The 21509-nt window shown below is 38.0% G+C and carries 21 protein-coding genes and 3 tRNA genes; 9 read left to right on the top strand and 15 right to left on the bottom strand.

What is annotated here, in order from left to right:
- Positions 1 to 180: 180 nt before the first annotated feature.
- Both H3R28_RS00120 and alr read left to right on the top strand, forming a co-directional pair.
- Positions 181 to 1203, top strand: coding sequence for an NAD(P)/FAD-dependent oxidoreductase (locus H3R28_RS00120; protein WP_198209480.1), 1023 nt, complete (start codon positions 181 to 183; stop codon positions 1201 to 1203).
- Between the two features lie 24 nt (positions 1204 to 1227).
- Entirely contained in the window at positions 1228 to 2358 is a 1131-nt protein-coding gene (gene alr, locus H3R28_RS00115) for an alanine racemase (RefSeq protein WP_198209482.1), read from the top strand.
- Between the two features lie 60 nt (positions 2359 to 2418).
- On the opposite strand, the gene H3R28_RS00110 is transcribed toward alr, so the two are convergent.
- The 3 genes from H3R28_RS00110 to H3R28_RS00100 all read right to left on the bottom strand — a co-directional run bounded on the left by H3R28_RS00110 (position 2419) and on the right by H3R28_RS00100 (position 6013).
- On the bottom strand, positions 2419 to 2742 hold the full coding sequence (locus H3R28_RS00110) for a hypothetical protein (protein WP_198192456.1): 324 nt from the start codon (positions 2740 to 2742) through the stop codon (positions 2419 to 2421).
- A 288-nt stretch (positions 2743 to 3030) separates the two neighbouring features.
- Positions 3031 to 4854 carry a translational GTPase TypA gene (gene typA, locus H3R28_RS00105; protein WP_122124041.1) on the bottom strand — a complete coding sequence of 608 codons (1824 nt, stop codon included), beginning with the start codon at positions 4852 to 4854 and terminating at the stop codon, positions 3031 to 3033.
- A 130-nt stretch (positions 4855 to 4984) separates the two neighbouring features.
- Positions 4985 to 6013 carry an adenosine kinase gene (locus tag H3R28_RS00100; RefSeq protein WP_155580852.1) on the bottom strand — a complete coding sequence of 343 codons (1029 nt, stop codon included), beginning with the start codon at positions 6011 to 6013 and terminating at the stop codon, positions 4985 to 4987.
- Between the two features lie 290 nt (positions 6014 to 6303).
- Between H3R28_RS00100 and H3R28_RS00095 the strand changes: the two genes are divergently transcribed.
- Entirely contained in the window at positions 6304 to 6804 is a 501-nt protein-coding gene (locus tag H3R28_RS00095; protein ID WP_198209484.1) for a polymer-forming cytoskeletal protein, read from the top strand.
- 98 nt (positions 6805 to 6902) lie between these two features.
- Here the strand turns inward: H3R28_RS00095 and H3R28_RS00090 are convergent, their stop codons facing one another.
- From H3R28_RS00090 to H3R28_RS00080, 3 genes are all read right to left on the bottom strand, one after another.
- The gene (locus tag H3R28_RS00090) at positions 6903 to 7439 is read right to left on the bottom strand and encodes a GcrA family cell cycle regulator (protein WP_110438570.1); all 537 of its coding nucleotides are present in this window, start codon (positions 7437 to 7439) and stop codon (positions 6903 to 6905) included.
- A 59-nt stretch (positions 7440 to 7498) separates the two neighbouring features.
- Positions 7499 to 8674, bottom strand: a complete 1176-nt coding sequence (rnd, locus tag H3R28_RS00085) for a ribonuclease D (RefSeq protein WP_155569607.1) — start codon at positions 8672 to 8674, stop codon at positions 7499 to 7501.
- A 587-nt stretch (positions 8675 to 9261) separates the two neighbouring features.
- Entirely contained in the window at positions 9262 to 9435 is a 174-nt protein-coding gene (locus tag H3R28_RS00080; RefSeq protein ID WP_198209486.1) for a hypothetical protein, read from the bottom strand.
- Positions 9436 to 9638: 203 nt separating this feature from the next.
- Here H3R28_RS00080 and queF point away from each other — a divergent pair, with 203 nt between their 5' ends.
- Positions 9639 to 10106: a preQ(1) synthase gene (gene queF / locus H3R28_RS00075; RefSeq protein ID WP_110438573.1), complete on the top strand. Its 468-nt coding sequence runs from the start codon at positions 9639 to 9641 to the stop codon at positions 10104 to 10106.
- A 12-nt stretch (positions 10107 to 10118) separates the two neighbouring features.
- Here queF and atpC read toward each other — a convergent pair whose 3' ends face one another.
- The 7 genes from atpC to H3R28_RS00040 form a co-directional block, all read right to left on the bottom strand.
- The gene (gene atpC / locus H3R28_RS00070) at positions 10119 to 10547 is read right to left on the bottom strand and encodes an ATP synthase F1 subunit epsilon (protein WP_155569608.1); all 429 of its coding nucleotides are present in this window, start codon (positions 10545 to 10547) and stop codon (positions 10119 to 10121) included.
- Positions 10548 to 10576: 29 nt separating this feature from the next.
- Positions 10577 to 12049: a F0F1 ATP synthase subunit beta gene (gene atpD / locus H3R28_RS00065; RefSeq protein ID WP_110438630.1), complete on the bottom strand. Its 1473-nt coding sequence runs from the start codon at positions 12047 to 12049 to the stop codon at positions 10577 to 10579.
- A gap of 80 nt (positions 12050 to 12129) precedes the next feature.
- Positions 12130 to 13047: a F0F1 ATP synthase subunit gamma gene (locus H3R28_RS00060; RefSeq protein WP_155567306.1), complete on the bottom strand. Its 918-nt coding sequence runs from the start codon at positions 13045 to 13047 to the stop codon at positions 12130 to 12132.
- Between the two features lie 12 nt (positions 13048 to 13059).
- On the bottom strand, positions 13060 to 14598 hold the full coding sequence (atpA, locus tag H3R28_RS00055; protein ID WP_122124049.1) for a F0F1 ATP synthase subunit alpha: 1539 nt from the start codon (positions 14596 to 14598) through the stop codon (positions 13060 to 13062).
- Positions 14598 to 15185 carry an ATP synthase F1 subunit delta gene (gene atpH / locus H3R28_RS00050; protein ID WP_122124050.1) on the bottom strand — a complete coding sequence of 196 codons (588 nt, stop codon included), beginning with the start codon at positions 15183 to 15185 and terminating at the stop codon, positions 14598 to 14600. The genes atpA and atpH overlap by 1 nt, the downstream gene beginning before the upstream one ends.
- A 320-nt stretch (positions 15186 to 15505) precedes the next feature.
- A complete protein-coding gene (locus H3R28_RS00045; RefSeq protein ID WP_155569609.1) occupies positions 15506 to 15706 on the bottom strand; it encodes a hypothetical protein in 201 nt (66 codons plus the stop codon).
- A gap of 1408 nt (positions 15707 to 17114) precedes the next feature.
- A tRNA-Gly gene (locus tag H3R28_RS00040) sits at positions 17115 to 17188 on the bottom strand.
- Between the two features lie 185 nt (positions 17189 to 17373).
- Here H3R28_RS00040 and H3R28_RS00035 point away from each other — a divergent pair.
- The 4 genes from H3R28_RS00035 to H3R28_RS00020 all read left to right on the top strand — a co-directional run bounded on the left by H3R28_RS00035 (position 17374) and on the right by H3R28_RS00020 (position 18673).
- Positions 17374 to 17450 (top strand) — tRNA-Trp (locus tag H3R28_RS00035).
- A gap of 106 nt (positions 17451 to 17556) precedes the next feature.
- Positions 17557 to 17751, top strand: coding sequence for a preprotein translocase subunit SecE (gene secE, locus H3R28_RS00030; RefSeq protein WP_110438579.1), 195 nt, complete (start codon positions 17557 to 17559; stop codon positions 17749 to 17751).
- A gap of 7 nt (positions 17752 to 17758) precedes the next feature.
- Positions 17759 to 18289, top strand: a complete 531-nt coding sequence (nusG, locus tag H3R28_RS00025) for a transcription termination/antitermination protein NusG (RefSeq protein ID WP_110438580.1) — start codon at positions 17759 to 17761, stop codon at positions 18287 to 18289.
- Between the two features lie 309 nt (positions 18290 to 18598).
- Positions 18599 to 18673: transfer RNA gene (locus tag H3R28_RS00020), tRNA-Thr, on the top strand.
- A gap of 205 nt (positions 18674 to 18878) precedes the next feature.
- Here H3R28_RS00020 and H3R28_RS00015 read toward each other — a convergent pair.
- Both H3R28_RS00015 and H3R28_RS00010 read right to left on the bottom strand, forming a co-directional pair.
- Positions 18879 to 19139, bottom strand: a complete 261-nt coding sequence (locus H3R28_RS00015; RefSeq protein ID WP_198184448.1) for a hypothetical protein — start codon at positions 19137 to 19139, stop codon at positions 18879 to 18881.
- Positions 19140 to 19238: 99 nt separating this feature from the next.
- Positions 19239 to 20636 (bottom strand): carbohydrate porin, encoded by a 1398-nt coding sequence (locus H3R28_RS00010; protein WP_232351191.1) that lies wholly within the window; start codon positions 20634 to 20636, stop codon positions 19239 to 19241.
- Between the two features lie 449 nt (positions 20637 to 21085).
- Between H3R28_RS00010 and H3R28_RS00005 the strand changes: the two genes are divergently transcribed.
- A complete protein-coding gene (locus H3R28_RS00005; RefSeq protein WP_198209488.1) occupies positions 21086 to 21436 on the top strand; it encodes a hypothetical protein in 351 nt (116 codons plus the stop codon).
- Positions 21437 to 21509: the final 73 nt, after the last annotated feature.

Below are 21509 nucleotides of genomic sequence, written 5' to 3'. Positions count from 1 at the left end.
ATAACTTACAGAAAGTTAACATTTCTAGATTACAGATATGTCTTGATAATAAATATATTCAATAAAATTCATTTTATAACAATTTTTTTTCAAACTATTATTTTATGCTTATTTTAATATGTAAACTCTTTGCAATCATCCTTATAATTCTATTTTTTTCTTATATTAAAGGTCAATATAATGATTGGAACCTCTATCACGACTGATATTGCCATAATTGGTACGGGTCCGGCCGGCTTATTTGCCGCTTTTGAATGCAGTATGCTAAAAATGAAGTCTATCTTGATTGACACACTGGATACAGTGGGGGGACAGTGTTCAGCCCTATATCCAGAAAAACCAATTTATGATATTCCCGCTCATCCAAGTATTACCGCACAATCTCTCATTGATTCTCTAGAAAAACAAATTGAACCTTTTGATATTCCACGCCTATTATCAAACAAGGTTGTAGAAATGGAAGGTCAGAAAGGGAATTTCACTTTAAAAACCGATAAAAACAATATCATTCATGCCAAAGGCATAATCATTGCCATTGGTGCAGGGTCTTTCGGTCCGAATCGTCCACCGTTGGAAAATATAGAAGCTTATGAACAGGCCAAAACCGTTCATTATTACATCCGAAAAAGTGATTTATTTATAGACAAAAATATTGTCATTGCCGGTGGTGGGGATTCAGCGGTTGACTGGGCACTGGCCTTAAAAGATAAGGCCAAATCCATCACTTTGATTCATAGAAGAGACCGTTTCCGGGCTTCACCGGAAAGTCTTGCACGTCTTGAAACGGCAATTTCAGAAAAAAAAATCAATAAACTTGTCCCCTACCAGCTTCATAAGCTGCATGGAAAACAAGGCTTTCTAGAATCAGTTGATGTTATTTCACTAGACAAACAGATTAGATCTCTTCCAGCCGATCATTTACTGGCCTTTTTTGGCCTGACCACTGATCTTGGCCCTTTACAATCCTGGGATATTGACATTATTCAAGGGAGAATTCCGGTAACTCCATCGACCTGTGAAACAAGTCTGGAAGGAACATTTGCCATCGGAGATATCGCTTTTTATCCAGGAAAATTAAAACTTATATTACAAGGATTCAGCGAGGCCTCTATGGCTGCTTATGCGTTATATAATATTGTTAATCCAGAAACACCACTGCATTTTGAACACTCAACAACACACGGAATTCCAGTAAAGCCATAGATCCCAGTTTCCAAGGTCTTTATAATGATGCAACCCTATATTTCCATAAACCCTGATCTTTTTACCAAAAATGCGGGGGCAACTTTATCTATTGATTTAGGTGCGATTATAAAAAATTATGATTTGCTCAATAACAAAACAAAAATGGCACGATGTGGGGCTGTCGTCAAGGCAAATGCTTATGGGCTGGGAATGTTACCGGTGGCAAGGGCATTACAAAAAACAGAATGCAAGGATTTTTTTGTTGCTTATCTAGATGAAGGAATTGCCCTTAGATCAATATTGGGAAATGAATACGCAATATATGTCCTGAACGGTTTTTATCCATATGATGCCAAAACGTTTATCAATTATAACCTGATCCCAGTTCTAAATGACCTGAAACAGGTAAAGTTATGGATCCAAACCTGTAAGGAAGCCAATTTTAATTATCCTGCTGCCTTGCAATTTGATACAGGCATGTCTCGTTTCGGTATTGACATAAACGATTTAAGAATCATCCAGGATGAATCTATATCACCTTTCATTCCTACCCTGACCATCAGCCATCTAGCCTGTGCCGATGATCCAAATCATTCATTAAATCTTATTCAATTGCAACGGTTTAAGGCTTTTATCCATCACTTTCCTTCCGTACCGGCCAGTTTATCCGCTTCAAGTGGTATTTTTCTAGGTGAAAATTGGCATTTCGATCTAACACGTCCAGGAGCGGCATTATATGGGATCAACCCTGTTCCTGGACACAAGAATCCCATGTATCCTGTTGTGACATTACGAAGTAAAATCTTACAATTGAGGGAAATTCCCAAAGGGGCCACTGTCGGTTATGGTGCAACGTTCACGGCAGACAAAGCGTTAAAACTGGCTATCGTTTCAACGGGCTATGCAGATGGTTTTTTTCGATCGCTCAGCAATAAAATCTGCGTCAAACATATTGATCACCCTGACATTCCCTTGCCCGTAATTGGGCGAATTTCGATGGATTGTTTATGTATCAATATATCACCCCTTGCCAACAAAAAAGTTATGATTGACGATGAAATAGAAATTATTGGCCTCAACTGTCCAATTGAAACAATAGCCAACGCGGCAAATACAATTGGTTACGAAATTCTTACTGCCTTGGGAAACCGTTATCGGCGTATTTACAATTAAATAAAAAAGACAGGGTGGTACGATACAACCCTGTCTTGAACAACTAATTAAACGGAATAATTAGTTAGCAGCTGGAGCTGCCGCGTCTGTTGCTGGAGCTTCAGAAGCTGCCGCTTTTTTAGCATGGTGTGCTTTTTTACCATGATGCGCTTTTTTACCGTGATGCGCTCTTTTACCATGATGAGTAGCTGGAGCTGCTGCGTCTGTTGCTGGAGCTTCAGAAGCTGCCGCTGCTGGAGCAGATGCTGGTGTTTGAGCCGCTGGTGCAACAGCGGCAGGAGCAGGAGATGCTGGTGCAGCTTCTTGAGCGAAAGCTGGAGCTGCAAAACCTAATACCGCTGCTGTTGATAGAGCGAAAGAAAGACGACGAGCTAATAATTTCATTTTATTCCCAATCAAAATTATCAATTAAAACCGTATCGAAAATCTATATCCGATATATAAAAAAGTTAGCATAACCTGATGGGTTTGTCTCACATTATAATTGCATTATTTTTGCTATTTTTTACAATTATGCCTTAATTTGGTCTTATTTCATTTCTTAAAAGAAAACAGAAAATCAGCAATCCTTGCAATCATTTTAATTATAAAATGACCTGTTTTAAAATCAAGTTACAAATTGTTACATACAGGATCATATCCTATTATAATCCTGTATAAATTTATGTTTAATCAGCTTTCAGCTCTTTGTCTGACATGACGTTTCCGCTCATGTGGATCAAGATATAATTTACGAAGACGAATGGCTGACGGTGTAACTTCCACCAATTCATCATCCTCAATATAAGCTATAGCCTGTTCCAATGACATTTTTCTTGCCGGAGTCAATAAAAGTGCCTCATCTTTACCCGCAGCACGCATATTGGTTAATTTCTTTTCTTTGATTGGATTAACATCCAGATCATTTTCACGAGAATGTTCACCAATAATCATTCCGACATAAACCTTGTCAGAAGGTTCTACAAACAAAACCCCTCGATCCTGTAAAGAGAAAAGGGAATATTGAACGGCAACACCATTTTCGGCAGAAATCAACGAACCATTACGACGCCCAGCAATGGGGCCAGCCCAGGGACCATAACCTGAAAAAAGCCGGTTCATGATCCCGGTTCCCCGTGTATCCGTCAAGAACTCGCTATGATATCCAATCAAACCCCGGGAAGGAATTGAGAAAGTCAATCTCACTTTTCCGCCACCAGATGGATTCATATCCTGCATTATACCTTTTCGTAGGGACATTTTTTCAACAACAACCCCAGAATAAGGTTCATCAACATCAATAAGAACCTCTTCATAGGGTTCTTCTTTCTCACTTGTTTCCTCGTTAATGCGGGTTAGAACTTTTGGACGGCCAATAGTCAGTTCAAATCCTTCCCGACGCATCGTTTCAATCAAAACACCGAGCTGTAGCTCTCCACGTCCAGCCACTTCAAAAGCATCATTTTCAGCACTATCCGTAACACGAATAGCAACATTACCCTCAACCTCGCGATACAGGCGTTCACGGATTTGACGAGAGGTCACCTTTTTTCCTTCACGTCCACCCAAAGGACCGTCATTAATGCGAAAGGTCATAGATAGGGTTGGAGGATCAATCGGGGTAGCATGTAAGGGTTCCGTTATTTCTGGAGAAGCAATGGTTTCTGAAACCGTTGTATTGGATAAACCTGCCACAGCCACGATATCACCAGCTTGGACCTCCTCAACAGGAACACGTTCCAGGCCTCTGAAGGCTAACAATTTTGTTAGACGGCCTGTCTCAATAATTTTACCATCATGTTGCAAAACACGAACAGGCATATTTACCCTTGCCGTTCCCTGTTCTACCCGTCCGGTTAATATACGTCCAAGGAAATTGTCATATTCAAGGATAGAAGCAACCATTGCAAAAGGCGCATCAAGGTTAACCGTTGGTGCAGGAACATGTTTGACGATAAGATCAAACAGCGCACTTAAATCCTCTTTATGGTTTTCAATTGTATAATCAGCCCATCCCTGACGCCCTGACGCATAAAGCATTGGAAAATCCAGCTGCTCATCATTGGCACCCATCGCTGCAAACAGGTCAAAAATTTCATTATGCACTTCATCCGCACGAGAATCTGAACGGTCAACCTTGTTCACCACAACAATGGGGCGCAAACCACGATTCAAAGCTTTTCCAACTACGAATTTAGTTTGTGGCAAAGCTCCCTCGGCTGCATCAACCAAGACAACCGCCCCATCAACCATTGATAAGATACGTTCAACCTCCCCCCCAAAATCCGCATGTCCTGGGGTGTCAATAATATTAATTCTTACATTATTCCATACAACAGAGGTACATTTGGCAAGAATCGTAATTCCTCGTTCACGTTCCAAATCATTACTATCCATTGCACGTTCAACCACATGCTGATTTTCACGAAAAGTTCCGGACTGCTGTAATAACTGATCAACCAACGTTGTCTTGCCATGGTCAACATGTGCAATAATGGCAATATTTCGGATCTCCATGATGTTTTTCATTCTCCAACAATACAAAATATGTATGTTTCGCATTATCTACAAAACATACATATTATTCTTTTTTTCAAAAGTTACGTAAATTAATAACAAAAGTTATTTTTATCAAAAAAGCCAAAAATTAGAAATTCATGACTTCTTTCAATTCCGGTAATGGTCTGGCACCCACATGGGAAATAACTTCCGCAGCCACAACACTCCCTAGGCGACCACATTCGGCATAAGTCCTGTCAGTTGTCCAGCCAGCCAAAAATCCAGCAACATAAGCATCACCTGCCCCTGTCGTATCCACAACAACCGTTGGAACACTTGCAACCTCTATCCGCTCTGAATTGGCAAGAATAACACTGCCCTTTTCACCACAGGTTATAACAGCGATTGGAATATCCTGCGAAGCATTTTGAATGGCTTTTTCCAAATCTTCCGTTTCGTATAGTGCACAAATTTCAAATTGGTTTGCGAAAACCATATCCACGTGATTTGATACAAAATCCTTAAACTGTACCAGATGTCGCTTTACACAAAAAGGATCGGACAAACTCAACGCGATTTTCCTTCCTGCTTTGTGCGAAATATCTGCAGCCTGATAGAATGCCTTTTGTGCAAGTTCACCATCAAATAAATATCCCTCCAATAAAGTTATTTTGGCATGACTTATGACCTCTTCATCAACATCATCTGGTGTAAATTGAGTGCAAGCCCCCAAATAAGTATTCATGGTTCTTTGTCCATCGGGCGTTACAAAAATAATTGACCGAGCTGTATATAGATTTGGATGCAGGGATGATTTTAAAGGGGTCGATGGAAAATAAACACCACCCTGCTGAATATCTTCTGCAAAGCGTTTTCCGACGGTGTCATCCGCAACTTTTCCCAAATAAGCCGTTTTTGCCCCCATCAGGGCCGCAACAAAACAGGTATTTGCCACTGATCCCCCACTCATTTGTTTTTCCGGCTTTATCAGGCTTTTCAAGGCCTTGACCCGTTTTGCATCAATCAAACTCATACTTCCGGGTATCATTTCCTGTTTTTCGAGAAAATCATCATTAACTCGTGTCAATATATCAACAATGGCATTCCCTATTCCTGCAATATCAAATTCAACATCATCCTCTTTCTTCCGACCAAGTAAATTTTTAAAACCACGCATAAAAAACTATTTCCTTTCCATATAATTATAAAAATTATATTCACTAATCTTAAATGATGTTATTTCTTTTTCTTGCCAGCATACTTAAAAAGTAATTAATATATTTAAAACATTTACTAATTTTTCAAAAATCTTCAATCTGTTTTGACTAAATGTCATTTTTCCCTAGCAGGTTTGTTATACTTTGCTTTACAAACTATACAAGAAGCCATTATTAAACAACAAAAATAACCCGTAACCCAATGTTACCCGATTTTACTTTGTTCTTTAAACGAAAGTCTTATCTTACAATGAATAATCTAACCCCTATTCTTGAAAAAAAACTTATTAATCGAAATACGCTTTTAAACAATACAGAACATACATATTCAAATGACGCATCCCTAAATCGCAGGGCTCTTGTCGTTGGTCAGGGTATACACATACAAGGTACGTTTTATGACGTTGAAACACTCATAGTTGAAGGAACGATTGAAACCTCTTCAATCAAGTTGAAAAAACTTGTCATTCAGCAATCTGGAGTTTTCCGTGGAACTGTTGAATCCCAGGATATTGAAATAACCGGTATACTGGAAGGCAATATTACCGCTCAAGGGAATCTTACAGTCACTGCAAGTGGCAAGCTCCTTGGCAAGGCGAAATGCCGACGCCTTAAAGTTGAAGATGGTGGACAAATCACCGGACAGGTTGAAATGATTACCACGGACAAACTGAAACAAACGTCAGCTGTCGATTATAGCAACGATAAAGAGGAAGTGGTGACAGAAGAAGTTAAATCTTCAGCAACTTAGTCGAAATAATAAACAAATATTTATATAACCATAACAAATATTTATATAACCATATCTTCTCTCATCAAAATTTAATTTTATGAGAAAAGATAGATTTATTAGGCAACGTTATTCTTACGATCTTTCAATTTTACATAGGCGATCTGAACATGTTCCAAACAATAGGGTTTACCCGGAACGATCGGCGCCTTGCAAAAATGAAAGTCTTTTTCGCCTGGATCACCTATCGGCCAACAGCATTCTGAATTTGATTTTCGATAAGAAGGCAGCTCTTTTGGTGATATAAATTCAAGCTTTTTAGGTTTTTTAGTCCTAACCTCAAGCTTCTCTTTAACTGATTCGTCTTTGACAGCATTAATCTCTTTTGATTCTATAACAGTCTGTGTAACGGTTTTATTTTTTTTAGACTCATCCTTTTTTGATATAGCATTTTTTTGAGATTTTGTTTCACCCACTTTATCTTTTGTTACACTCGCCTTGCGAATCGGGGAAGGTCTTCCCTCAAGTCCCAATCGATGCGCTTTACCAACAACAGCGTTTTTCGTTACATTAAGCTGTCTGCCAATTTCCGCTGTTGAAAGACCTTGTGCCCATAATTCCCGTAGGCGGGCAACGATTTCATCAGTCCATTCCATACATTTTCACCTTAATTACTTCACTTTATAAATAACAAATAATTTTTTAAAAACAAAATTCAAACTTTTACAAATTTTAATGTTTTATCTTGAACGGATATCATGAGTTTCCCTTCACATAGATCAATGGCATCTTTTCCAAAAACCTCATGACGCCAACCTGTAAATATTTCCAAATCTCGATAACCCAGAGCTATTTTTTCAATATCCTTACTACTGGCAACCAGCTTAGGAGCCACTTTATAAATTTCACATTTGGCCAATAGCATTACCTTTAACAACGAAACCAGAGCTTCTGATGGTTTTTCTGCATGATTTTTATAGATAAAAGGGGTTGGCAATGATTCAGAATCAATCGCTTTCGCTTTTTTTATAATTTCTAAGACAGATTGACCATCTTGGCCGTTGGCAAAATCTCTATTAATACCTCTTGTTTTTTCCAAGGCTTTTACAGTATCGGGTAAAGCCACGGCAATAGCAATAAGACTTTCATCCCTAATGAAATGATGCCTTGGGATATTCACCTTTTGAGCTTTCTCTTCACGCCATTGTATTAAATAAGATAAACAGGCCAATGATCGACCATTACGAATTTTTGCCCCTAATTTTTTACAGATTTTTTCAATAGGAGGTAAATAAAAATCCGGATTGGACAAAAGTTCCATTTCAGAAGCAACCCAACTTAAGCGATTATCCAATCGTAATTTTTCATATAAAATTGGAAAAGCACTCCACAGATAGGTTACATCTGCAACTGCATAATCCTGTTGTGCTTTTGTTAAGGGACGTATTGACCAGTCACTAAACCGATAGGATTTATCAACCTTATGGTTCAGTAACGATTCAATCAATGAATCATAACCGATTTGATTTCCAAACCCTGCAACCATTGCAGCAATCTGCGTATCAAATATCGACACAGGCAAAAAGCCAAATAAATGCAAAAAAATTTCCAAATCCTGCTGAGCGGCGTGAAAAACCTTAACAATCTTTGATTCAAGCAATAGAGGGGTTAATAAGGATAAATCAATTGTCTTGGAAAGAGCATCAACCAAATAAACCTGATGACTACCTGCAATTTGAATTAAACATAGTTCAGGCCAATAAGTCGATTCTCTTACAAATTCAGTATCCATTGTTACATAGTTTTCTATCAACAATGAATCAACCATTTGTCTCAGAGAATGACTGTCTGATATTAATTGAGGAGCAGGAAATTCCTTAAATGATTTCATAAACAATTAAATTAGTTACACTGAAAATCGTTATAAATAATATGATTTTCAAGGTAATTTAATTTCCTCCAATTTCCTATTTCTGTGTTTTTACAAGATCACTCTGCATGATTATAAGCACGATTTATAAAATAATTTGACATTAATCTCAAAGTATCAATAAACAAAAAAGATTAATTTAATAAAATTGTATCCATTAACAATTCCAAAACACTCGTTGATAAGAGACCTGGTCCAGTACGCTTCCCCTATATTGGCAAATGCTTTTGTTTCAGTCAGATTTTTTATTTTATTTTCCATTTTTGATACGATCAAACCATTTTCAATATAGGAATCATTTCCCTGAACATATAATAAATAACAATCAAATTCCTGATAGACAAAAATACAAAAATATTATCCAGATTTGCATAACAATCAATTTCAACATCAATATATTTGCAATAGATAACAGAAACGAAAAATGTCTGATTGCATTACTGAATAAATACAGCAACCCTGAAATAAATTAGCAAATTCAAAAAGATAATATTGCTTTATAAAATCATAAGATTGATCAAAATCAAAAAAAAGTAACCACGTAATTGTTATTGCATTTTGTTTATTTTTTGAATAGATTCCCCCACGTCGGCTTGCAAATGATAATCGCGCCAAAAAATATAATCTTTTTTCCACAGGCAATTTTGATCTGCCTGAACGCCATTCTGATCATCAACTATATTAAAATATTGGGCTTTCAAATATTTTGGCAATTCCGACATTGGCGTTTAACAATATTTTAAATTTTGCCAACTGTTTTTCTTCCTCTGTAAACATCTTGTTTTTTCTATCCTATTGTAATACCAACGTCACTAAATCCTGTTTCCGTTTTCATAGAATATGATTAAAGTAAATCCAATATAAACTTAATCGATATTATGAATCCAAAAATGTTATATTCAACCTTACAGTAAAAGGTAAAACAATGAATGATACCAAAGAACTTAAAAACTACCTGACCCAGCTTGGGGCAAATACCTCTTTACCTCAATCTCCATCCGAAGCAAAACTTGAAAAAGTGCCTGCCCCTTATCCGGAATATGATTATACTATTCGTTTTACCGCACCAGAATTCACATCATTATGCCCAATTACCGGACAGCCAGATTTTGCTCATCTTGTAATCGACTATATTCCAGATAAATGGATTGTCGAAAGCAAATCACTAAAATTATATTTGGCAAGTTTTAGAAACCATGGAGCTTTTCATGAAGCTTGTACAGTTGAAATCGCAACCACACTGACAAAATTACTTGACCCAATATGGTTACGAATTGGTGGATATTGGTATCCAAGAGGGGGAATGCCTATAGATGTTTTTTGGCAAACCAGCACACCTCCCGAAAATGTATGGATTCCTTCACAAGATGTTCCTGCCTATCGTGGCAGATAATATCTTTCATTACTAAAAGGTTTGGTTATGTTTACCTGAAACAGCCAAATCAATAATAGCATTGGCTCCCTGCATTCTGTCAATCAACTCACGTTGCTTATCAGTATCATTGGTACCTGAAACCCTATTATACTCTTCCTGCAATTTTGCCAAACGCTTGATCCCTTCCTCTTCAGAAAGTTCATTCAATTTTCTGACTTGTTTGGCAAGAACAGTACAACAATTTTCTTGCATTTCGGCAAACCCGTCTTCAACAAACAGACGATGGATAACCTTATTGTCCTGATAAAGATCAATCACTCCAGCACGAAGAAGAAAAATCATGGGGACATGACCTTCCATTGCGGCAATATCCCCCTCTAAAGCAGGTAAAACAGCCATATCCACTGTCTGAGAAAGAACAACCTTCTCGGGACTAATAATTTCAAGTTTGATTGACATTATTATTTTCCTTTATGGCTTTTAACCGTTCATTTTTCTTCTTGTTTCATTTTTTCGGCTTTTGCAACTGCCTCTTCAATAGTGCCTACCATATAAAAAGCAGCTTCTGGCAAATCATCATGTTTTCCATCGACAATTTCTTTAAAGGAACGAACTGTATCCTTTACCGCCACCAATTTACCTGGCATTCCGGTAAAGATTTCAGCAACATGAAAAGGCTGAGACAGGAAACGCTGAATGCGCCGTGCCCGTGCAACAATCTTTTTGTCTTCTTCGGAAAGCTCATCCATACCAAGAATTGCAATAATATCCTGTAAAGATTTATAGTTTTGCAGAATTTCCTGTACCCGTCGCGCAACCTCATAGTGTTCTTCACCAACGATACGGGGATCCAAGGAACGTGAAGTTGAATCCAGAGGATCTACAGCAGGATAAATACCCAATTCAGCAATTGAGCGGTTTAAAACTGTTGTCGCATCCAAGTGAGCAAATGTTGTTGCTGGCGCGGGATCCGTCAAGTCATCCGCAGGCACGTAGATAGCCTGAACAGAGGTGATAGAACCTTTTTGCGTAGAGGTAATACGTTCTTGCAATGCACCCATTTCAGTCGCCAATGTCGGTTGATACCCCACGGCGGAAGGAATACGACCCAACAAGGCAGACACTTCAGAACCAGCCTGGGTAAAACGGAAAATATTATCAACAAAGAATAATACGTCCTGTCCAGCTTCATCACGGAAATATTCTGCAACCGTCAGACCGGATAACGCCACACGCGCACGGGCTCCGGGTGGCTCATTCATCTGGCCATAAACAAGAGCAACTTTTGAGCCGTCAGTTTTACCCTCATTAATCTTGATAACACCCGCATCAATCATTTCATGATACAGGTCATTTCCTTCACGGGTTCGTTCACCAACACCAGCAAAAACTGAAACACCACCGTGACCCATCGCAATATTATTGATCAATTCCTGAATCAAAACGGTTTTACCAACACCGGCACCCCCGAACAGACCAATTTTACCACCCCGTAAATAAGGGCAAAGAAGGTCAACAACCTTGATACCGGTTTGCAGGATTTCAGTTGTTACACCCTGTTCCTCGAATGAAGGGGCCTGGCGATGAATTGGCATTCGCTTGGCAGAATGAACAGGGCCCATTTCATCAATAGGTTCACCAATAACATTCAAAATACGACCGAGTGTTTCAGGCCCGACAGGAACGGAAATCTGGCTACCCGTATTAATCACTTCCATTCCACGAACCATACCATCTGTTGAATCCATGGCGATACAGCGCACCTGGTTATCACCGATTTCCTGTGCAACTTCCAATACAAGCGTACGATCCCCGACCTTACATGTTAACGCATTTAAAATATAAGGAAGCTCCCCTGTAAACTGCACATCAACAACAGCACCCTTGATTTCTGTAACTTTTCCCACAGAATTACTTTTAGATGCCTGATTTTCTTGATTCCCCGCTTCTGAATCACCCATTGTTGCATTACTTTCATTAATTGCTGTATCCGACATAATAAGGTCAGCTCCTAGCAGTATAGTATAATTTATAATAACAATCAGGCAGCATTCGCACCCGATATAACTTCAGTAAGTTCATTAGTAATATTGGCCTGACGCGTCCGATTATAATATAAACTCAACTTATCAATAGCCTTTCCGGCATTGCGTGTCGCACTGTCCATTGCAGTCATTCGAGCGCCCTGTTCACCAGCATTTGTTTCAAGCATTGCCGCAAAAATCTGAACTCTCAAATTTTCCGGAAGCAAACGATGCAATACATCTTCCGCCTCAGGCTCAAACAGATAATCTGCCTGATCTCGCAATCCTGAACTGTTTTTTTGATCAGCACCGTCTTTACGGTCCGTATCCTTTACGGCAAGCTCCAATGGAATAAGCTGCAACTCCGTTGGTGTTTGAACCATCACATTTTTAAATTTATTGTAAATGACAGTACAAACATCAAATCGCTGTTCTTCTAATAAAGACTCGATATAGGCAGCGATCTGGTCTGCAGACTGATATTCAACGTTACCCAAACGATAATCGACATGTTCAGGTCCGATGATAAGATTGGGAAACTCACTACGGCAATATACATACGTTTTCAAGCCAACAGGAAAAATCTTAACAGTCTTTCCCTGTTCTTGTAGACGTTTAACCATATTGCGTAATGTACGATTTATATTACTGTTAAATCCACCTGCCAAACCCCGATCACTGCTCATTGGAACAATAAGATGAACCTTGTCTTTACCAGTACCTGTTAACAATGCAGGCAAACCAGGACGACCATCCAAAGACTGCTTCAAACTAACCAGAATACGCTGCATCGCCATAGCGAAAGGCTGAGCCTGACGAGAACGTCGCTCAGCACGATGCATTTTGGCTGCCGCAACCATTTTCATAGCACTCGTTATTTTTTTGGTCGATTTGACACTATTTATACGAGCACGCAATTCTTTTAAAGAAGCCATTCACAAAGTTCCCTAAGCCTGTTTGAATTGTGCAACAAAATTTTTCAGGAATGCTGCCAATTTTTCTTCCAATTCCTTAGTGATCTGGCGTGCATCACGAATTCCATTAAGAATTTCGATACCGGTAGAACGCATGGATTCAATATATTGATGCTCAAATTCCTGAATCTTGTTTACTGGAATTTCATCAGTGTAACCACGGGTACCCGCATATAAAACAACGACCTCTTCTTCCATGGTATAGGGAGAATTTTGGGGCTGTTTTAACAATTCTGTTAATCTTGAGCCACGTTCAAGCAACTTACGGGTCGATGCATCAAGATCGGAAGCAAATTGAGAAAACGCTTCCATTTCACGATATTGGGCAAGCTCCAGCTTAATACTGCCGGCAACCTGTTTCATTGCTTTGCTTTGTGCCGCTGACCCAACACGGGAAACTGAAGTCCCCACATTAACCGCAGGACGAATACCGCGATAAAATAATTCTGTTTCCAAGAAAACCTGACCATCTGTAATGGAAATAACGTTGGTAGGAATATATGCAGAAACATCACCAGCCTGTGTTTCAATAACAGGCAAGGCAGTTAATGAACCTGCACCACGTTCATCGGACATTTTTGCAGAACGTTCCAAGAGACGAGAATGCAAATAGAATACATCGCCAGGATAAGCCTCACGTCCAGGAGGACGACGCAATAAAAGGGACATTTGACGATAAGCTACGGCCTGTTTTGACAGATCATCATAACTAATCAATGCATGCATACCATTGTCACGAAAATATTCACCCATTGCCGTGGCGGCATAAGGTGCAATATATTGCATTGGCGCAGCATCTGAAGCGGTTGCGGCCACCACAATGCAGTAATCCATTACACCCTGTTCCTCCAACGTGCGAACAACCTGTGCAACAGTGGAGCGTTTTTGACCGATAGCCACATATATACAATAAAGAGTCTGCTTAGGATCCTTTAAAGCATTCATGGTTTTTTGGGCAATCATCGTATCAACCAAGATTGTTGATTTGCCAGTTTGACGGTCACCGATGATTAATTCACGCTGTCCACGCCCGATTGGAACCAGAGCATCAATAGCCTTGATCCCGGTCAACATTGATTCACATACGGATTGACGCGGAATAATTCCGGGAGCCTTAACATCTGCCAAACGACGTTCGACATCTTTCAAGGGCCCCTTTCCATCAATCGGATTTCCCAATCCGTCAACAACACGACCCAACAATCCCTTACCAACAGGCACATCCACAACCCGATTTGTACGAGTAACGTTGTCCCCTTCACGAACTTGACTGTCGTCACCAAAAATAACAACACCAACATGGTCGATTGACAGATTTAAAACCATCCCGGTCAAATTGCTGTTGACAAAAGAAACCAATTCCCCCGCCATAACGTTTTGCAGGCCATAAACCAATGCAATACCGTCACCAACAGACAGAACAATTCCTGTTTCCTCAATGTCAGATTCTTTATCAAAGGACGCAATTTGTTTTTTAAGGATGTCCGAAATTTCTGCGGGACGGATTTCCATCACGCGGCTCCCTTCATAACATTGTATAGGCGATTAAGACGTGATTGAAGACTAGCATCGTAGAGCTTTGACCCAATACGTACGATAATTCCACCTAGTATCTTTGAATCAATACGCTCTTGAATATCTACTTTATTGTACCCTGCTTGGGAAAAACGATCCTTTAATTGGGCACGTTGCATATCCGTTAAAGGAGAAGCTGTAATGACTTCAGCAGCAGTAATGCCACGACGAAGATTAACCAAAGCAAAAAATGCCATTAAAAAAGATTTTAAATCAGCAAGTCTTCGATTATTTGCAACCACACCTACAAAATTCTGCAAAATCTGACTGAATCCACAATGATTCATCAACTCAGCCATTATTGCTTTGCTTTGTACAGTATCCAAAGAAGGGTTATTTAAAACATTTCTCAATGTTTCATTTTCAGAAATAATTTTTAACAAACCCTCGGCCTCTGCAATCACCTCATTTAAAGCATGCTGTTCCTCAGCAAATTCATATAACGCGGTAGCATATCGCCCCTTAAGATTATTTGCCGTAAAGGCGGAAGCTGCAAGCGCAGCATGTGTTGCATCGGTATTCACTTCGCTTGTTCTCTCATCGTTCACTAAAATGCAATTGAAACTTCACCCGCTTCATTTTACCTCTTCAGCAAAGGTTTTACAGTCCAAAATGATATTATTAAAAGCCTATATTTTAAAGTAAATCAATAATAAAAACAAAAATATTTTTCAAAAATAAATTTGTCTCAAGTCATACAGAATGATTGTTATACCGACAATCATTCAAACGATCAATTCGATTTAATATAATTTTTAGTAAAAAATATTTTTATTTAAGGAAAAATAACAATTATTGGATATCAATTTTGGTGCGTCGACAAAGATATAAGTAAATCACTTTCTTACCCGTTATTGGCAAGTCTATGCAATGCCGACGAATAAAAGCCTGTTCCGATAAACATTATTGTCTCAGCCAGTTTGGACACAGGGCAGCACGATAAAACTACAACTGATCTTGACCCGCTCAATCCCGACTGATCGGATAATGCATCCAAATTGGCAGAACATGCGCGTTTCGATAAATACTCCGATAAGCTTTTCATAGGGCCTGAACGGGACAAGAGAAACAAATCGTAATGCGGGAACATTCTACCTAAACACTGCCGCAATCTTTAATCGTCACAGGCACTAGATGGCGATTACTGCTAAAAAAAATAGTTATCAGCTATTATTAAACCTCTGTATTTAACACGCCATACTACGAGAATATAAGATAATACTCAAATTGCTATTCGGTTTTATCTGCTATCACGATAATCACCGTGTCATCATAACCAGTGTGAAAATAATAAGTCCGATAATACAAATCTGGCTATATTTATAATAAAAACATTTTCTATGCTATATTATTTTCCATATATTCATACGTTGGCATTAAAAATCCCCGCACAATTAATTAAGCCCGTTGAATTTTTATCTAGTGAACTAAATAAAAATGACAACTACCAAACGGTCAGGATCAAATTTTTCATCATCTGGATAAAACCACGTCCTTCTTCACCTATTCATTCACTTTCATCAAGTTTAACGTTGTTAAAAACACCTCACAATTATTCACTATACTCAAGTCAACTGTATATAAATCATGACGCTCAACACTTGATGTGCCAAGATCATCTCACCACAGATTGAAATCTGCTTTATTGCTCTGAAACTTGATTTTACGGATTATTATTAGCACATGTACCAGTATATCTCGGCGAAAAGGCGCCAACTCACTGTTAGGAAATGAACAATTAAATCAGCTGCTGCATCAGAAAACATCACACGCCAGTCTATCTTACGCCTCGATATTAATTAATACGCCATCTCAATTCTTCTTCAGCCGGTATAGACCAATTAATTTTACATATCCATAGCCCTTGCCTTTTATCCGAACTGATTGGCATTAATCCCCGCAGCCGAAAGAAACTATCGTAAGACGAAATTCAGAAAAGAATTTAGTTATTTATCTAATACGACACCTCAAAAAATGTTATTAGAAATGCGTATGCGCAAACCGCATGGAACGTAGGATATTGAACCTCCAAAAAAATTCTAGCATCGTATCCAGCTATTTTCTGACTATGAATAATATTAATTTTATAGCTCTGATTCCATACCGTTATTGCAATATACAATATAATACCAAAAATAAATATGCAGAATGGATTCATTTTCAGTTTAAATTAAACTCATTTGAGCATAAGTTTTTAACGCTGATTTTATTTTGAATGTCCAGATAATGAGCATGACAGTAAAGTAGCGATATAACCCAATTATCGTCTCAGTATCACTCACAGCCAGCTTATGTCTATCAATAACCATCCAGAAGCCGGTAACAATTGCCAGTCGCAGAGGAAAATCTTCGAAAATGAATTCATTTTACATTTCCCAACCAATTTTAGATGTGAGCACATCATGATACGGTTGAACGCAGCTAAATTCAGTGAAATTCTGAAAATTTGAAAATGGAGCGGGCGAAGGGAATCGAACCCTCCTCGGTAGCTTGGAAGGCTACTGCATTACCACTATGCTACGCCCGCTTGATAATGCTCAATTGAGTCTGAAAAAACTTTTAATGATTTTTCTTCCCAAATCAAGCTTTTTTTTATCATTTTTATAAAAAATAATTTTTATTCATTTTTTACTTGACTTTCTGTCCATTCCATTGCTTTTTCTTGTATCAATAGATATGATGGTTCTGATCTATTCATATCAAATTTTTTGCAGGGGTGTAGCTCAATTGGCTAGAGTGCCGGTCTCCAAAACCGGAGGTTGCGGGTTCGAGACCCTCCACCCCTGCCAAATTAAATATGAATGACAAACATTCATTTTGTTTTCAACCCATCCTGATATATTATAATAATTTAACATAGTATTTTAGGATCATTTTATGTAGGGAAGGTATTTCGTGCCGGTCAATCCCACGAAATTTCTAAATGAGGTTCGTGCTGAAGCCAAAAAGGTAACTTGGCCTTCACGTCGTACAACATTAGTCACAACCGCCGCTGTTCTGGCAATGGCTGCGGGTGCTTCTGCATTCTTTTTCATCGTGGACCAGGCTATCGGCTTTGGAATACGGATTTTATTTGGCCTAGGAGGGTAAACCAGTTATGGCAAAACGGTGGTACGTCATTCATGTCTATTCTGGTTTTGAAAAAAAGGTTGTTCAACAAATTAAAGAACAGATTGAACAAAAAGGTTTAACTGACCAAGTGGAAGAAATCCTTGTCCCTTCAGAAGAAGTCATAGAGGTTAAACGTGGCCAGAAAGTCCAAACAGAACGTAAATTCTTCCCTGGTTATGTTCTGGTCAAAATGGAGATGACTGATGAGGCATGGCATTTAATCAAGGATACTCCCAAGGTTACGGGTTTTCTTGGAAACAGAATGCATCCATCCCCAATTTCCAATGCAGAGGCCGAATATATCATTAATCAAGCCAAAGAAGGTGCAAATAGTCCGCGTCCTTCTGTAGACTTTGAGGTTGGCGAGCAAATTCGCGTTTCCGACGGGCCATTCACTTCATTTAATGGTGTTATTGAAGAAATAGATACTGAAAAAGGTCGACTAAAAGTTAGTGTTTCCATTTTTGGACGTTCTACACCTGTTGATCTGGAATATAATCAGGTGGAAAAACTTTAGTCCCTTAAATACTGGATGCAAAACAATATAAAACAGCTTTTCGTTTCCCATTATCATTTTTTGCATCCTTATTGACTTATCCAAATATTCAGAACCATTTTTACTAAATTCTGATTTTTTCATAAAACTTAAATAAGATCCATTGAGACAAAATCTCTTTTTTTATAATAGTGATTGATCAATAAGCCTAATAAAACAAATCTTATATCCAAAAAATTTCTATAATAAGCTTCATTTTCATATTTCTTAATAAATTTCACCCTCCACTCTTGAAGAATAAATAAAGCTCCTATATAAAACAAAAACCACGCCGACATAGCTCAGGGGTAGAGCAACTGATTCGTAATCAGTAGGCCCTCGGTTCAATTCCGAGTGTCGGCACCATGAACATAATAAAATCATTTTCTAAATATAATTTAACGTGATCCGACTTGACTTAATAATCTGACGTTATAGTAGACAATAATATAAAACTAAATCTGCTTAAAAACACATTATATATATTTTGTTTTTTTAATGTCATAAAACAAAAAATTGTTTTATTGACTTCAATAAAATTATTATAAATTCTAAAAAAATTATTTTTCAACTATGAACAATAAGCAATTCCTGCTTTTTCAGCCTTTTTTTGCAGATCAGGGGCATTTTTTAAATTCAAGGGTTGTAATATATGATTCTTTGTCTTTTGACAAAAATTGGCCGCCATATGAAATGAAGGATGATCAGGAGAAGATAATTCTTTACGCAGGCATCCAACATCACTTTCCAAGGGTAAACGCCCCATTTCTGGATTACAGGCATTAAGCAGTAATCCAGTAAATAAAATTAAAATCGATTTATAGTTTATCACTGTATTCAACCCTGAAATCTTTAATAAGATTTTTGATTATAATGAGAATAGCTATTATCGTTAATTTATTCTTTTTACAGTGACAAGCAATATAGTTTTTTAAAAAGTTACGTTGGTTTTCAAACCAACAATCGTTGCATCTTTATAGGCCTTCGTCGCGGCAACATGATGAAAATATTCAAATACTGGCATAATCATGATTCCACGATAGGCAGCAAAACCATAATTAGCTTCAAATAAAATTGAATCTCCCTGAACTCCAGGGGCGCCATTCAATAGAGCGAAAACTCCATTACCATTTAATGGTGCTCCATGTGCCACTTGAAATTGCTGTGCATGCCGAAGAGTATGAGGGATCGTATAATATGTAAACATCACCCCAATTTGATCATAGGCTCTGTCTTTCCAAAATCCACGATCCAAAAACCCGAAATTGTAAAAGTCCTTAAATGTTGATGTTGTCGTAGAATCATGCCCATAATTTGCCAAAACAAATAATCCATGATCATCAATTGCATCATGACGATAAATCATTTGGTAGGATTGAATCCAGAATTGGGTACGGTAATCTTTTTTATTGTTATTTAAAACTTGTGAAGACCAGGTTTGAAAATGACTGCTATCTATACCTGCACCAATATGAATGCTACCCACTAAATGATGTTTTCCGATATCAGGATTATAACCAAATTCAACAGGAACGAAAGCACCAGTTGTTCCCTTGGTTCCCCAATAAAATCCAGTTGCTCCTCCTTGTGGCCAAGGTGTACTTTGATATGCACCCACTTCAAAATAACTATTAGATGTCATATTAACAAGAATTCTTCCCCCCCAAACTGCACCAGGCCAATCTGAAAATCCCTGTTGAGATTGAGTACTTCTTGGATGGCCACAAGTTGAAAGAATCATAAATTGACATGCCATGGGACTATGGGCAAAATCATCTCCTACACTCATACGACCGACTTTAATATCGACCCGACCATTCCATAATTTTTGTTCACCATAAACATCATAAATATGAAATAAGCGAGAATAGCCACCCCCGTATACTTCCTGGGCCTGAATCTGCGTATCCCCAACATAATCAGCACTGGCATTACGACCTGAACGATTCATAACAATCATATGAGTTGAAAAGCCCTTTAAGCCGGCAATTTTTTCCCAATCCATATCAACTGAAAATGTTATTTGTTGTGTAAAATCAGCACCGTTTCTCCGTCCACCATGAACCACACCAGCTGTTTCTGTCACCCAGTTTAATCCAAGCTGAATACCATATTTATCAAGATAGTCATTTATCGGTTTAGAAAAAATACTTTTTGTTGGATCAAGACTGGACGGGTTTACTTCACGTGTATTGAATTTATTCATCTCACCAAGTGCAACATTCCGATTCGTCTCTGGTACTGAAGCATCATCAATATTTTGAGGAGGTTTACCATTATTGGAAAGATCAAGCGCCATTAATTTGTTAATTGGCATAAGCAAAATCATTACGTTTAAACCCAATATAATATACTTTTTCAGGAAATTTATAGGACTATAAAAAGCAATTAGACTATCCATAACTTAACCTTTCCTCATAAAGTACATTCAATCAGAGGATATATTTTCTCTAAATTGAAAATTTCAATATTAGTTAATCATTAGATTAATATATTAAAATATAAATTTATTGTTACCTTAGATAAAAAATGAAAAATTGGTTAAAATCTTTAAATTTGTATATTTTATAATACACTTCATTTTGAATTATTTACTAAATATAAAAAATGATATTAAATAATTTTTTTTAATTTTTAATAAACAAAATATTTTTGATATAAAAACAGAAAAAATACAGAACTAAATATATTGTTTATATTTTGTTTCCAGTATTAATTATTTTGTATAAGAATTTTATATTTATTAAGTTATGATATTTATTTGTTTTTTTACGGTATATGAGAGGTGGACATGCGATATTCACAAGTGGTTTATTCATTTTTTGCATGAGGGGATGGGAGGGGTTTGGCACTGGATTTCATGTTGGTCATGCAGGTTTGTGTTTGCAACAATTCATGGTATTTTCAAGTGATACGCCAGCCTCGGGAATAAAGACTGCCCAGTGGCCATGTTGTTTGCCAAGATTGCCATACAGGACGCATTTTTTCACGGTTTCATGTATAAAAGACTTTTTCGGTTCCAAAGCGGCAGATCACATGGATCAGCCACTGGCCTGCGGAAGCAGGATCGGCAACAAGGATGATGCGTCTCAACACGGGATCGACAGGATATTGTCCGTGATGATATAGCAATTTTGAGTGGAAGTTATTGGGAGCGGGGAGAGGATTTGAACCTCTGACCTTCAGGTTATGAGCCTGACGA

Source organism: Commensalibacter sp. M0268 (assembly GCF_016101925.1).
Taxonomy (GTDB): domain Bacteria; phylum Pseudomonadota; class Alphaproteobacteria; order Acetobacterales; family Acetobacteraceae; genus Commensalibacter; species Commensalibacter melissae.
The sequence above is the reverse complement of the archived record's forward strand: the minus strand, read 5'-3'. Positions and strand labels throughout refer to the sequence as shown.